At 41.6% G+C, this 11,998-nt stretch carries 18 protein-coding genes; 9 read left to right on the top strand and 9 right to left on the bottom strand.

Annotation, left to right across the window (positions count from 1 at the left end):
* Window positions 1–10: 10 nt before the first annotated feature.
* Genes Q0203_RS05895 through Q0203_RS05885 form a run of 3 tightly spaced genes read left to right on the top strand, consistent with a single transcriptional unit; the run spans window position 11 to window position 2,273 of the window.
* Window positions 11–790, top strand: coding sequence for an amino acid ABC transporter substrate-binding protein (locus Q0203_RS05895; protein ID WP_297930293.1), 780 nt, complete (start codon window positions 11–13; stop codon window positions 788–790).
* Entirely contained in the window at window positions 774–1,496 is a 723-nt protein-coding gene (locus tag Q0203_RS05890; protein ID WP_297930290.1) for an amino acid ABC transporter permease, read from the top strand. Before Q0203_RS05895 ends, Q0203_RS05890 begins: the two co-directional genes overlap by 17 nt.
* A 9-nt stretch (window positions 1,497–1,505) precedes the next feature.
* The gene (locus Q0203_RS05885) at window positions 1,506–2,273 is read left to right on the top strand and encodes an amino acid ABC transporter ATP-binding protein (RefSeq protein WP_297930287.1); all 768 of its coding nucleotides are present in this window, start codon (window positions 1,506–1,508) and stop codon (window positions 2,271–2,273) included.
* Between the two features lie 8 nt (window positions 2,274–2,281).
* On the opposite strand, the gene Q0203_RS05880 is transcribed toward Q0203_RS05885, so the two are convergent.
* The 5 genes from Q0203_RS05880 to Q0203_RS05860 all read right to left on the bottom strand — a co-directional run bounded on the left by Q0203_RS05880 (window position 2,282) and on the right by Q0203_RS05860 (window position 4,858).
* The gene (locus Q0203_RS05880; RefSeq protein ID WP_297930284.1) at window positions 2,282–2,569 is read right to left on the bottom strand and encodes a DsrH/TusB family sulfur metabolism protein; all 288 of its coding nucleotides are present in this window, start codon (window positions 2,567–2,569) and stop codon (window positions 2,282–2,284) included.
* Window positions 2,570–2,571: 2 nt separating this feature from the next.
* Window positions 2,572–2,934, bottom strand: a complete 363-nt coding sequence (gene tusC / locus Q0203_RS05875; RefSeq protein ID WP_297930282.1) for a sulfurtransferase complex subunit TusC — start codon at window positions 2,932–2,934, stop codon at window positions 2,572–2,574.
* Window positions 2,931–3,308 (bottom strand): sulfurtransferase complex subunit TusD, encoded by a 378-nt coding sequence (tusD, locus tag Q0203_RS05870; RefSeq protein ID WP_297930280.1) that lies wholly within the window; start codon window positions 3,306–3,308, stop codon window positions 2,931–2,933. Before tusD ends, tusC begins: the two co-directional genes overlap by 4 nt.
* A gap of 2 nt (window positions 3,309–3,310) precedes the next feature.
* A complete protein-coding gene (locus tag Q0203_RS05865; RefSeq protein ID WP_297930277.1) occupies window positions 3,311–3,979 on the bottom strand; it encodes a transcriptional regulator in 669 nt (222 codons plus the stop codon).
* Between the two features lie 87 nt (window positions 3,980–4,066).
* Window positions 4,067–4,858: an FKBP-type peptidyl-prolyl cis-trans isomerase gene (locus Q0203_RS05860; protein WP_297930275.1), complete on the bottom strand. Its 792-nt coding sequence runs from the start codon at window positions 4,856–4,858 to the stop codon at window positions 4,067–4,069.
* Window positions 4,859–4,945: 87 nt separating this feature from the next.
* Between Q0203_RS05860 and Q0203_RS05855 the strand changes: the two genes are divergently transcribed.
* Complete coding sequence (locus Q0203_RS05855; protein ID WP_021615529.1) at window positions 4,946–5,167, top strand: SlyX family protein; 222 nt, start codon at window positions 4,946–4,948, stop codon at window positions 5,165–5,167.
* 59 nt (window positions 5,168–5,226) lie between these two features.
* Here the strand turns inward: Q0203_RS05855 and pgdx are convergent, their stop codons facing one another.
* Complete coding sequence (gene pgdx / locus Q0203_RS05850) at window positions 5,227–5,955, bottom strand: hybrid peroxiredoxin PGdx (protein WP_297930271.1); 729 nt, start codon at window positions 5,953–5,955, stop codon at window positions 5,227–5,229.
* Between the two features lie 158 nt (window positions 5,956–6,113).
* Between pgdx and oxyR the strand changes: the two genes are divergently transcribed.
* The 3 genes from oxyR to Q0203_RS05835 are packed head-to-tail and all read left to right on the top strand — an operon-like array spanning window position 6,114 to window position 8,135.
* Window positions 6,114–7,007 (top strand): DNA-binding transcriptional regulator OxyR, encoded by an 894-nt coding sequence (oxyR, locus tag Q0203_RS05845; protein ID WP_297930268.1) that lies wholly within the window; start codon window positions 6,114–6,116, stop codon window positions 7,005–7,007.
* An 11-nt stretch (window positions 7,008–7,018) separates the two neighbouring features.
* Window positions 7,019–7,639, top strand: a complete 621-nt coding sequence (fabR, locus tag Q0203_RS05840; RefSeq protein WP_021615532.1) for an HTH-type transcriptional repressor FabR — start codon at window positions 7,019–7,021, stop codon at window positions 7,637–7,639.
* Window positions 7,635–8,135, top strand: coding sequence for a protein disulfide oxidoreductase (locus Q0203_RS05835; RefSeq protein WP_297930421.1), 501 nt, complete (start codon window positions 7,635–7,637; stop codon window positions 8,133–8,135). The genes fabR and Q0203_RS05835 overlap by 5 nt, the downstream gene beginning before the upstream one ends.
* A 29-nt stretch (window positions 8,136–8,164) precedes the next feature.
* On the opposite strand, the gene fadR is transcribed toward Q0203_RS05835, so the two are convergent.
* Complete coding sequence (fadR, locus tag Q0203_RS05830) at window positions 8,165–8,902, bottom strand: fatty acid metabolism transcriptional regulator FadR (protein ID WP_297930265.1); 738 nt, start codon at window positions 8,900–8,902, stop codon at window positions 8,165–8,167.
* Between the two features lie 184 nt (window positions 8,903–9,086).
* Between fadR and nhaB the strand changes: the two genes are divergently transcribed.
* Window positions 9,087–10,634 carry a Na(+)/H(+) antiporter NhaB gene (gene nhaB / locus Q0203_RS05825; protein WP_297930264.1) on the top strand — a complete coding sequence of 516 codons (1,548 nt, stop codon included), beginning with the start codon at window positions 9,087–9,089 and terminating at the stop codon, window positions 10,632–10,634.
* A gap of 40 nt (window positions 10,635–10,674) precedes the next feature.
* On the top strand, window positions 10,675–11,214 hold the full coding sequence (gene dsbB / locus Q0203_RS05820; RefSeq protein WP_297930262.1) for a disulfide bond formation protein DsbB: 540 nt from the start codon (window positions 10,675–10,677) through the stop codon (window positions 11,212–11,214).
* A 49-nt stretch (window positions 11,215–11,263) separates the two neighbouring features.
* On the opposite strand, the gene smpB is transcribed toward dsbB, so the two are convergent.
* Both smpB and Q0203_RS05810 read right to left on the bottom strand, forming a co-directional pair.
* Window positions 11,264–11,746 carry an SsrA-binding protein SmpB gene (smpB, locus tag Q0203_RS05815; RefSeq protein ID WP_021615537.1) on the bottom strand — a complete coding sequence of 161 codons (483 nt, stop codon included), beginning with the start codon at window positions 11,744–11,746 and terminating at the stop codon, window positions 11,264–11,266.
* A gap of 82 nt (window positions 11,747–11,828) precedes the next feature.
* On the bottom strand, window positions 11,829–11,998 hold a 170-nt coding region (locus tag Q0203_RS05810; protein ID WP_297930418.1), incomplete at its 5' end, for a L17 family ribosomal protein.

Raw genomic sequence — 11,998 nt, 5'->3', positions numbered from 1 at the left:
GGAACACTTTATGAAAAAATCATTTATTGCAAAAACATTCTTATTATCCGGTTTAGTTTTCGGCATGGCGACCCAAGCCCTCGCTGGAGAAATTTCCGATCGCGTAGAAAAAACCAAAACCTTATTAGTAGGCACCGAAGGCACTTATGCGCCATTCACCTTCCATGATGACAGCGGTAAGTTAACCGGCTTTGACGTAGAAGTGATTGAAGCGGTGGCACAACGTTTAGGCTTAAAAATTCAATTTAACGAAACCCAGTGGGATTCTATGTACGCCGGTTTGAATGCCAAACGTTTCGACTTAATTGCCAACCAAACCAATCCAAGCCCGGAACGCTTGAAAAAATACCTTTACACTGCGCCGTATAACTATTCCACTGCGGTTATCGTGACCAAAGAAAGCGACAATAGCATCAAAACTTTTGAAGATTTGAAAGGTAAAAAAGCAGCACAATCCTTAACCAGCAACTACGGCAAAATAGCCAAAGCGAATGGGGCAGAACTCATCGTCGTCGAAGGTTTGGCACAAGCCTTAAAATTGATTACCCAAGATCGTGCTGAAACTACCGTGAACGACCACTTGGCAGTCTTGGATTACTTCAAGAAACAACCAAATTCCGGTTTAAAAATTGCCGTAAAACGGGATGACAAAGTGCCTTCCGGCTTCGCGGTATTAAAAGGTGAGGAACCGCTGGTCGAAAAAATTAACCAAGCATTGGAAGAGCTAAGAAAAGACGGCACCTTGAAACAAATTTCAATCAAATGGTTCGGTGATGACATTACTCAATAATTTTCTCGCCTCACTTCCGTTTATGAATGCAGAAAGAGCTGATGAGGTCATCAGCTCTTTTTGGCCTATGTTAGAAGCGGCTATTGATAAAACCATTCCGCTGGCGGTGATTTCTTTCTTTGCTGGAGTAGCTATCGCGTTAGTTGTGGCGTTGATTCGCATTGTGGAAAAACCAAATTTCGGCATGCGTTTATTGCAAATACTTTGCCGTATTTATGTTTCCACCATTCGCGGTACGCCGATGTTGGTGCAGATTTTCATTATTTTCTACGGATTACCGGAAGTAGGGATTAAGCTCGATCCGTTTCCAACGGCAATTATCGCCTTTTCCATTAATATCGGCGCTTACGCTTCAGAAACCATTCGCGCGGCGATTTTATCTATTCCGAAAGGACAATGGGAAGCCTCCTATTCCATCGGCATGAATTATTATCAAACTTTCACTCGCACCATCATGCCGCAAGCCTTGCGCGTATCGGTGCCGCCATTAGCAAATACCTTTATCAGCAACGTGAAAGATACGTCTTTGGCGTCGTTAGTATTAGTGACGGAAATGTTTCGCGTGGCACAAAACATCACTGCGGAAAACTATGAATTTATTATGATTTATAGCGAGGCCGCGCTGATTTACTGGTGCATTTGTTTGATTTTATCCTTTGCGCAAGATCGCTTGGAACAACGCCTATCCCGTCATCTCAAGGCCTAAGGAAATCACATGTTAGAAGTGAACAATATTCATAAAACATTTAATGGCAATGCGGTGCTAAAAGGGATCGATTTTCACATTGAAAAAGGCGAAGTCGTGGCGATTCTCGGTCCGTCCGGCTCGGGCAAAACCACCTTTTTACGCTGCCTAAACTTATTGGAACGACCTGAACTTGGCACACTGCGTTTTTGTGATGGAAGTTTAACATTGGATTTTTCTCACAAAATCAGCAAAGCCGATGAATTGAAATTACGTCGTCGCTCTTCCATGGTATTTCAGCAATACAATTTGTTCCCCCATCGCACTGCACTTGAAAATGTGATGGAAGGCATGGTTGTAGTGCAAAAGAAAAGCAAAGCGGAAGCGGAACAACGTGCCGTGGAATTGCTTACCAAAGTGGGCTTAAAAGACAAAATGCACTTATATCCATCGCAACTTTCCGGTGGTCAGCAACAACGAGTAGGCATTGCCCGCGCACTAGCGGTTCAACCGGATATTATTTTGCTAGATGAACCGACCTCGGCGTTGGATCCGGAATTAGTGGGCGAAGTGCTACAAACCTTAAAACTGCTAGCTCAGGAAGGCTGGACGATGATTATCGTCACCCATGAAATGCAATTTGCCCGTGATGTGGCGGATCGCGTCATTTTGATGGCTGACGGGAATGTAGTGGAACAAAACAGCGCGCGCGAATTTTTTGAAAATCCACAACATGAACGCACTAAGCAATTCTTGTTGCAGGCAAAAATTCCCGTTTGCGTGGAATATGAAATTTAACGCATTCTTTATAGCGCAATTTGCGGAAAATATTGTTCGCTGAGCGCAACAAAATCCGCTAACGAAATGGACCGCACTTTTGCATCATTTGGCAGAAGTGCGGTTAAATTTCTCGCCCAAATATCGTTCTCTAAGGCAAAACAGGAAGCATGACAACGCGCCAACACATCCGCGTGTTTTAGCGCCAACAACACGCCATCTTGCCATAACACCACCGCATCCTGCGCCGTGGCATTTAGCAAATAATGTTCCAGTTCTGTTTGTGAATAATGGGCTTGAGAAAAAGTATAAAGCATAATCAAAAAGTCAAAATTTTTTCACTTTGTTGCAGGATTTGTAACAACGCTTGACGCGACAACACATCACAATCCAAGACGAAATCCGACGATGTCAGCTGAAATTGTTGCAGTGAATCCGCGCACACATAACGCTGTTCAATGTCGTATAAATCCAATAATTTCAACGCACTTGCCGTGTCTTTTTGCAAGACGACTTCCGCTTGTTGCTGTTTTTGCAAGTTCAACACACCGTCATCTAGGAAAAACACCGCAATGTCTTCTTCGGCACAAAATGCCGTCGCGGCAAGCAGCGCATCTAATCCTTCTCGCGTATTGGCCGTGCCGTAAGGCGCATGACGAAAAATAAAAGCAAGTTTAGTCATAGGGTAATCACTCGATCTGCTTGTAGCAAGGCTTGGCTAAATTCACCTAAGCCGGCAAGTTGAAAAACGTCCGCCAAACTGACCGCACTTCTATCCGCCGCCGAATCGCTATCCACCACGCCACGGCGTTGCGCCGCGGCAACACATAAATGTAACGGCACATTAAATTGGCGAGAAAACGCTTGCCATGCTTTGACTAAATTGAATTCATCATTGGCGGGATATACCAAGGCATTGCCATTGCTGACACCGTCTTGATAGAAAAAGATTTGGCGGATGTGATGTTTGTGAACCAGTTCTTGTGCTAACTGATAGGCAAGAAAAGCGCCTTGGCTCCCATAAACCGGCTGTTTAACCACCAATACATAATCCATGATTACTCGTCCTGATCCTGTTTAATTTGGCGGATGTATAAATACACGGTATGACGGGAAATATTGAGGCGTTCCGCCACCAAATTGATGGCATCTTTAATGTCGAAAATGCCTTTTTCATACAACGAAACGACAATTTGGCGATTTTTATTATTATTTGCCACCATGCGGTCAGAAGTGACTTCCTCAATGGTTTTTTCCACGGTTTGAACCACCAATTCCTCCACCGAACTGGCAAAGTTCACCGCAGAGGTTTCACCATGATCCGATGCTGGAATAAAGTTTTGTAGGAATTGCGACATAGGCACATCTAAATTAATGTTGATGCAAAGCAGGCCAATGATACGTTTTGCGCTGTTACGAATCGCGATAGTCACCGACTTCATCAAGCCACTGCTTTTCTTGGCGCGGGTAAAATACGGTTTGCTGACGCTTTCCGATTTCATATTGTGCAACGAACGCAACGCAAAATCCGTCATGGGCGAGCCCACTTGGCGGTTGGTGTTATGTCCGTTGGCGATGTAAATGGCGGAGTGTTCTAAATCCTCAAAAGAATGTAGAACGATTTCACAATGTTGCCCGATGAGCGCACTGACACCGTCAACCACGGCAATATAGGAATTTAAGATTGTGCGATCTTCGTCAGTAAAAGGGCGTTTATCCGTTAACATGAATGTGCATATGCATTTTATTCAAATAAGAAACCGCACTTTTAAATGCAAGGCTCTAAAAGTGCGGTCATTTTTCAAAGGTTTTAATTATTTTTTCTCTGGAATCACATCTAAGACTTCGACATCAAAATAGAGTGTCGCATTCGGTGGGATGCTCGCACCAGCACCTTCTTTGCCATACGCTAAATCAGCCGGTAATACTAATTCAATTTTACCGCCTTTTTTCACTAATTGCAGACCTTCGGTCCAACCTTTAATCACTTGATTTAACGGAAATTCTGCCGGTACGTTACGTTCACGTGAACTGTCAAATACGGTGCCATCTGCTAATTTACCGGTGTAATGTACTTTAACGACATCTGTTTCTTTGATCGGATTGCCTTTACCTGCATCAACAACACGGTATAACAAGCCGGATGGCGTTTTCTTCACGCCGTCTTTTTTCGCAAATTCTTCTGCGAATTTTTTACCTTCTTCTTCCGCTTTCTTCGCTGCTGCTGCAAATCTTTCTTCGCTTGCGGCTTTTAATTTGCCATCAATTTCTTGTAAGACAGAGGTAATTTCTTTATTGTTTTCTAACTTAACTTTGCCGCCTAGCACGTCTGCAATACCGGCAACGACTTTATCACTGTTGTAATCGATCACGCCTTTTTGTGCATCAATTAAACCTTGTAAATCTGAACCAAACAAAACACCAACCGCGTAAGAAGCTTCGTCATTAAATGAACCTTCTTTTTTTGCATCTGCCGCTTTCATTTCAGTCGCTTCTGCTTTTGCAGCTTCCGGTTTTGCCTCAGTTTGCGTATCGGCAAATGCATTAGCAGAAAGAACGCTTGCGAGCATAAGTGCAACAGTTGACAATTTTTGAAATTTTAACATGATGTTAGATCCTTTATAATACATGAAACACGAAGTCATAGAGTAAAACGGATTCAATAAATTCACAACATTTATTTAGGAATTATTATGTCGATATCGAAAAATTTAGAACCACGAATTGCCGAATTAGAAATGAAATTGACTTTCCAAGAAACTATCATTGAAGAATTGAATCAAGCGCTTATCGAACAACAATTTCTAATTGATAAAATGCAGGTACAACTTCGTTATTTAGTGAATAAACTGAAAGATGTACAACCCTCCAACATTGCCACTCAGGCAGAAGAAACCCCACCGCCGCATTATTAATGTAAAAAAGGGCGCTATATTTAGCGCCCAAAAGAAGGGTTTTCTTATTGTTGTTGGAATTATTTTGCGAAGTACGCTTCTAAATCATCGCTACCGCCAATGTGTTTACCACCGATAAATACTTGCGGCACAGTTGCACGGCCGGAAACTGCACGTACACTTACGATAGTAGCATCATGACCTAACACGATTTCTTCGAAGTTCAAGCCTTTTTCATGCAACATTTGTTTTGCTTTCGCACAGAATGGGCAGCCCGGTTTAGTGAAGATTGCAACAGATTCTTGAATTTGGTGTTGTGGTGCGATGTATTTCAACATAGTATCTGCATCAGATACTTTGAACGGATCGCCTGGTTCGTTTGGCTCAACGAACATTTTTTCTACTACGCCGTTTTTCACGAGCATAGAATAACGCCATGAACGTTTACCGAAACCTAAATCTTCCTTACCTACCAACATACCCATGCCTTCGGTAAATTCACCGTTACCATCCGGAATAAAAGTAATGTTTTCTGCTTTTTCATCTTCTTTCCATGCATTCATAACGAAAGTATCGTTCACGGAAACCACAAGAATGTCGTCAACGCCGTATTTTTTGAATACTGGTGCTAATTCATTGTAGCGTGGTAAGTGAGAAGAAGAGCAAGTTGGGGTAAATGCGCCCGGTAAAGAGAAAACGATAACGGTTTTGTTATCAAATAATTCAGATGAAGTTACATCAACCCATTTGTCACCTTGACGAGTACGGAATGTAACCTGAGGAACTTTTTTTCCTTCCATAGTAGACATAAGTTTTTCTCCTATTCTATAAGTGTTGCTATGAATTAGAAAGCCAGCCTAAATTACAGGCAGTTTTTAAAGATGGTATGAATTATAGATAAAATTGTGATATAGTCACAATCAATTAATTCTATTCTTTTAATTGCTACTTTCTATAATGAGGACATATGAATATCCGTGATTTAGAATACCTTGTTGCCCTTGCAGAACACAAGCATTTTCGTCGTGCAGCAGACGCCTGTCATGTGAGCCAACCGACGCTAAGCGGTCAAATTCGCAAATTAGAAGACGAACTTGGCATCATTTTATTGGAACGTACCAGTCGTAAAGTGCTCTTTACACAATCGGGTTTATTGTTGGTAGATCAGGCTAAAACCGTATTGCGTGAAGTAAAACTCTTGAAAGAAATGGCAAGTAACCAAGGCAAAGAAATGACCGGTCCGTTACATGTTGGCGTGATCCCGACAATAGGTCCTTATTTAATGCCTCATATTGTCCCGGCATTACAAAATGCGTTCCCGGATTTGGAACTCTTTCTCTACGAAGCGCAGACCCATCAATTATTGGAGCAGCTTGAAACCGGCCGCTTAGATTGCGCCATTGTAGCATCCGTACGTGAAACCGAACCGTTTATTGAAGTATCATTATTTAAAGAAAGAATGTTATTGGCCGTTGCTGAAAATCATCCTTGGGCAAAAGAACAAACCATTCCAATGTCCATGTTAAAAGATCGTGAAATGTTAATGCTCGATGATGGTCACTGCCTGCGCAACCAAGCCCTTGGCTATTGTTTTACCGCCGGTGCAAAAGAAAATTCTCATTTCCAAGCGACCAGTTTGGAAACCTTGCGTAATATGGTCGCTGCCAATGCCGGCATGACTTTAATGCCGGAGTTAGCCGTGCTAAGCGAAGGTGAACGCGGCGGCGTGAAATATTTGCCATGCCAACCCGAACCTTCTCGAGATGTTATTTTGGTTTATCGCCCCGGCTCACCGCTCCGCGCTCGTTATGAACGCATTGCCGAGGCTATTACGAATTCGGTTAAATCGATTTTATCTTAACGGAGCATTTCATGGTCGGTATTCGCGCGCAGCAAAAAGAAAAAACCCGTCGCGCACTCATTGATGCGGCATTTAACCAACTGACAGCAGAAAAAAGCTTTTCCAACCTGAGTTTAAGGGAAGTTTCCCGTGAAGCCGGCATCGCGCCGACCTCTTTTTATCGCCACTTCCGTGATATGGACGAATTAGGCTTAACGATGGTAGATGAAGCAGGTTTAACCCTTCGCCAACTCATGCGTCAAGCCCGTAAACGCATTGCCAGCGGCGGGAGTGTGATTGTCATTTCAGTGGAAACGTTCTTTGAATTTATCCATAACAGCCCAAACGTCTTCCGCTTATTGTTACGAGAAAGTTCCGGCACCTCACAAGCTTTTCGTACGGCGGCGGCTCGAGAGATTAAGCATTTCATTGATGAACTCTCGGAATACATCGCACGCAAAAATAATTATTCGCAATATATCGCTTATGTACAGGCAGAAGGCATGGTGACCATCGTATTCACCGCTGGTGCCAATGCGTTAGATATGAGCAAAGCAGAACGGGAACAGCTAAAAGAGCGGTTGATTTTACAGCTTAGAATGTTAGCCAAAGGAACAAAGCACGAAGCAAGAGATCGCCGTGAAAGCCATTAACTACAAAAAATTTCTCAAAAACATCCTTTCGCTATTTCTCACCTTGCTGGTGATGAGTAACCTCATGGATTTTATTCGTAAACCGACTGTGCCGGAAGATATTAACGCAACGGCATTATACGATTTGCAAGGAAATCCGTTTTTTCTACCACAACTGACGCAGGACAAACCCACTATTGTCTATTTTTGGGGAACCTGGTGTGGTTATTGCCGTTACACCTCGCCGACAATTAACGCGCTGGCAAAAGAAGGCTATCCTGTCGTTTCCATTGCCTTACGCTCTGGTTCTGCGCAGGATGTCACTGATTATCTTAAGGAACATCAATACGAATTTACGACTGTCAATGATCCCCATGGTGCACTAGCAAATCAATGGGGTGTGAGTGTGACACCGACGATTATTCTTTTGCATCAAGGTAAAATGGACTTAGCCACAACAGGCTGGACAAGCTACTGGGGATTAAAAGTGCGGTTATTTTTAACCACGTTTTTATAGGATAGGCTTAGCCGACTCACGGTGTCATTTCACTTAAGCGACTCTGCTGCAAAATTCTCTGGTAATTGCGTCTGCATACTTGCCCAAATCGCTCCGCTGTCCTTGCCATACTGCAATACGCAAGGTGCCACCTCATCGATGGCTTGACGTTGGCAAATGTCCATCAAATTTGCATAAAAACGCTTTGCCAAAAGGCGTGCTTCTTCATTTTGGAAGTAAAACATGCCAATATGGGAATATAAATTCTTAAAACTATTTAAAATTAAACCATACACCGGATTATTAGAAGCAAACGCAAGATTACGGAAGACGTCATAGTCAAATTTTGTGTAATCTTCCGCCGTATCTTGTAATGTATCTAACGGTTGTAAAATACGTAAAGATTGTTCCGGTGCCCGTCTAAAGGCTTTAGGAATGTAAATCATTGAAATATCGGTACGCGCCGAACGCATATTTGCAATAAGCGAAGGCTGACGAGTGCCATCCAATTGAATCATGGTTTCTAGAATATTTAAACCGGAGGTTTCCCAAATATCATTGACTTTTGTCGGCTTACCGTGTTGAATATTTAACCAGCCATCTCGCGCTAAGCGTTGTAACACTTCACGTAATGTAGTGCGCGTCACACCAATTTTATCTGCTAATTCCCGCTCTGCCGGTAAATCTGATCCTGGTGGAAAATGATGACTCCAAATGCTCTTCACAATATATTCTTCAGCTAAGGCCGCGGGACTTTGTGCCTTCAAGAGAGGAGGGGTATTATTCATAAGATTCTTGTTCAATAAGTAATAACAGCGTCCTTATTATCGTTGAAACTGCTAGACATTACAATGAGATAATTATTTGGTAAATTCATTGACATCATTTAGGATTTTTGACACAGTTGAAACTTATTTACCTAGAATAGCGTAGTTTAGCGTTATTTGATATTCGATGTAGGGGACATCATTTATGGATGATCGTAGTTATACACAAGCATTTCTTAAAAACTTTTTGGGAACCAGTCCGGATTGGTACAAAATCACCATCATTACCTTTCTTATCCTCAACCCGATTTTATTTTTCATCACTCCCTTTTGGGCCGGTTGGTTATTAGTTGTTGAATTTATTTTTACCTTGGGTATGGCATTAAAATGCTACCCGTTACAACCCGGTGGTTTGCTTGCCATTGAAGCGATCATTATCGGGATGACAAAACCGGAGCACATAAAAGCAGAAGTCTTGGCTAATTTTGAAGTAATTTTGTTATTAATGTTTATGGTAGCAGGCATTTACTTCATGAAGCAATTATTGCTCTTTGTCTTCACCAAGTTATTACTCAATATTCGCTCAAAACTGGTCTTATCATTGGCATTTTGCTTTAGTGCGGCGTTTTTATCTGCCTTTTTAGATGCATTAACCGTCGTTGCGGTAATTATCAGTGTCGCCATGGGATTTTACGGTGTATATCACAAAGTTGCTTCCGGTGGGACATTTTACGATTCTACAGATATCACTAATGACGAAAAAATCGGTAATCATCATGAAACCTTAGAACAATTCCGCGCCTTTTTACGCAGCTTAATGATGCATGCCGGCGTTGGTACAGCTTTAGGCGGAGTAATGACCATGGTGGGTGAGCCTCAAAATTTAATTATTGCCGATCAAGCAGGTTGGAACTTTGTTGAATTCTTCTTCCGTATGGCACCGGTGACTGTGCCCGTATTTATTTGTGGTATCTTAACCTGTGTCTTGTTAGAAAAATTTCACTTGTTTGGCTACGGAGCAAAATTACCACAAAAAGTCTGGGAAGTTCTGGCTGATTTTGATCGTGCCAATATGAAAAAACTGACCAAACAAGAACGTTTGAAACTCATTATCCAAGCAATAATTGGAGTTTGGTTAATTATTGGATTGGCTTTCCACTTGGCTTCAGTGGGTTTAATCGGATTAAGTATTATCATTCTATGCACCTCGTTCTGTGGCATTACCAACGAACACGCATTGGGTAAAGCATTCCAAGAATCCTTACCGTTTACCGCACTTTTAGTCGTATTCTTCACGATTGTTGCTGTTATTATCGACCAAAAACTTTTCGCACCAATTATTCATTATGTTCTATCAGCAGAAGAAAGTACTCAACTCACCCTATTTTATGCTTTCAATGGTTTACTTTCTGCTATTTCCGATAACGTATTTGTGGCAACGGTGTACATTAACGAAGCGAAAAACGCATTATCTGCGAACATTATCCCGCCACATCAATTTGAGTTGTTAGCTGTTGCAATTAATACTGGAACTAACTTGCCTTCCGTTGCAACACCGAACGGACAAGCGGCGTTCTTATTCCTGTTGACATCATCACTCGCCCCCCTAATTAACCTATCTTATGGTAGAATGGTTTACATGGCATTGCCTTATACCATTGTGCTGTCTTTAGTAGGTTTATTTGCCGTAGAATATATTTTGCCATCAATGACTATTTGGCTAACCAATTTAGGTTTAATTATGCCAATTTAATAAATTTGAAGGTTAATTAAAATAGAGAGGAAAAAACGCAATGCTACATCTTTTCAAAACACTTTCCGTCCAACGTTCCGGTTGGTTATTGTTATTGATTTCAGCATTAGCGTTAGAAGGCACTGCACTTTATTTCCAGTATGGCATGGGCTTACAGCCCTGCGTAATGTGTATTTATGAACGTGTGGCATTATTTGGTATCGCCTTTGCCGGCATAATCGGCCTAATTGCTCCACGTTTTTTAATCATGCGCGTATTGGCGTTAATCGTTGCTTTTTTAAGTGCGGTCAAAGGATTATTTATTTCGATCAAACATGTCGACTACCAACTCCACCCGGCACCTTGGAATCAATGTTCTTACTTACCTGAATTTCCACAAACCTTACCATTGGATCAATGGTTCCCGGTATTATTTCATCCCACAGGTTCTTGCAGTGACGAAGTATGGTCTTGGCTAGGGCTTTCTATGGCACAATGGATTGTGGTGATATTTGCAGTGTATTTACTGATATTCCTCTTCGTTTTAATCAGTCAATTCAAACGCGTTGAAATCCATCGAAGCAGACGCTTATTTAAATAATCAGTTATAAATAACCTAAATCTCAAGATTTGGGTTATTTTTATATTGGTTAACCTTTATTTGAATTCTTCATAATACGATCTTTCGCAACGCGCCACTCACGTTCTTTGATATCATCACGTTTATCATGTTGCTTCTTCCCTTTCGCTAAACCAATTTTGATTTTAGCCCAGGCACCTTTCCAATATAAAGAAAGCGCAATCAACGTAAATCCATCTCGGTTTGTTTTCCCAAATAAAGAATCTAACTCACGTTGTTTTAAGAGCAACTTACGTGTACGACTCGGATCACAAACAATATGTGTAGAAGCTACGCTGAGAGGTTGTATCATTGAGCCAAACAAAAAGGCTTCACCATTTTTGAAAATAACATAGCTATCACTAATATTTACCTTACCTGCTCGCATAGACTTTACTTCCCAACCTTGTAGCTCAAGTCCTGCTTCGATTTCATCTTCAATAAAGTAATCATGTCTAGCGCGTTTATTTAAGGCAATTGTATTACTACCAAGTTTTACTTTTTTCTTTGTCATTTTTTGAAATCCAAATTAATGAGTAAAAAAAAAGACTGAAGACTATACAGCCTTCAGTCTCTAGTTTTAGTAGAATGAACTTTTATTCCGCCGCTACTTCTTCAGAAGAAACTTCAGGACGATCAACTAATTCAATGTAAGCCATTGGTGCATTATCGCCTGCACGGAAACCACATTTAAGAATGCGGGTGTAACCACCTGCACGTTGTGCAAAACGTGGTCCTAATTCATTAAATAATTTAGCAACAGTTT

The sequence above is a fragment of the uncultured Aggregatibacter sp. genome (assembly GCF_938046485.1).
Lineage (GTDB): Bacteria > Pseudomonadota > Gammaproteobacteria > Enterobacterales > Pasteurellaceae > Aggregatibacter.
Note: the sequence above shows the minus strand (reverse complement) of the source record. Positions and strands in the feature narration are given on the sequence as shown.

What these genes read in the sequence shown, in the direction of transcription:
- tusD (WP_297930280.1), bottom strand. Translation starts at nt 3,308, where the DNA reads ATGGATTATGTATTGGTGGTTAAACAGCCGGTTTATGGGAGCCAAGGC.
- dsbB (WP_297930262.1), top strand. Translation starts at nt 10,675, where the DNA reads ATGCTACATCTTTTCAAAACACTTTCCGTCCAACGTTCCGGTTGGTTA.
- nhaB (WP_297930264.1), top strand. Translation starts at nt 9,087, where the DNA reads ATGGATGATCGTAGTTATACACAAGCATTTCTTAAAAACTTTTTGGGA.
- Q0203_RS05855 (WP_021615529.1), top strand. Translation starts at nt 4,946, where the DNA reads ATGTCGATATCGAAAAATTTAGAACCACGAATTGCCGAATTAGAAATG.
- oxyR (WP_297930268.1), top strand. Translation starts at nt 6,114, where the DNA reads ATGAATATCCGTGATTTAGAATACCTTGTTGCCCTTGCAGAACACAAG.
- smpB (WP_021615537.1), bottom strand. Translation starts at nt 11,746, where the DNA reads ATGACAAAGAAAAAAGTAAAACTTGGTAGTAATACAATTGCCTTAAAT.
- Q0203_RS05860 (WP_297930275.1), bottom strand. Translation starts at nt 4,858, where the DNA reads ATGTTAAAATTTCAAAAATTGTCAACTGTTGCACTTATGCTCGCAAGC.
- fabR (WP_021615532.1), top strand. Translation starts at nt 7,019, where the DNA reads ATGGTCGGTATTCGCGCGCAGCAAAAAGAAAAAACCCGTCGCGCACTC.
- Q0203_RS05880 (WP_297930284.1), bottom strand. Translation starts at nt 2,569, where the DNA reads ATGCTTTATACTTTTTCTCAAGCCCATTATTCACAAACAGAACTGGAA.
- Q0203_RS05865 (WP_297930277.1), bottom strand. Translation starts at nt 3,979, where the DNA reads ATGTTAACGGATAAACGCCCTTTTACTGACGAAGATCGCACAATCTTA.
- Q0203_RS05890 (WP_297930290.1), top strand. Translation starts at nt 774, where the DNA reads ATGACATTACTCAATAATTTTCTCGCCTCACTTCCGTTTATGAATGCA.
- tusC (WP_297930282.1), bottom strand. Translation starts at nt 2,934, where the DNA reads ATGACTAAACTTGCTTTTATTTTTCGTCATGCGCCTTACGGCACGGCC.
- Q0203_RS05885 (WP_297930287.1), top strand. Translation starts at nt 1,506, where the DNA reads ATGTTAGAAGTGAACAATATTCATAAAACATTTAATGGCAATGCGGTG.
- Q0203_RS05895 (WP_297930293.1), top strand. Translation starts at nt 11, where the DNA reads ATGAAAAAATCATTTATTGCAAAAACATTCTTATTATCCGGTTTAGTT.
- pgdx (WP_297930271.1), bottom strand. Translation starts at nt 5,955, where the DNA reads ATGTCTACTATGGAAGGAAAAAAAGTTCCTCAGGTTACATTCCGTACT.
- fadR (WP_297930265.1), bottom strand. Translation starts at nt 8,902, where the DNA reads ATGAATAATACCCCTCCTCTCTTGAAGGCACAAAGTCCCGCGGCCTTA.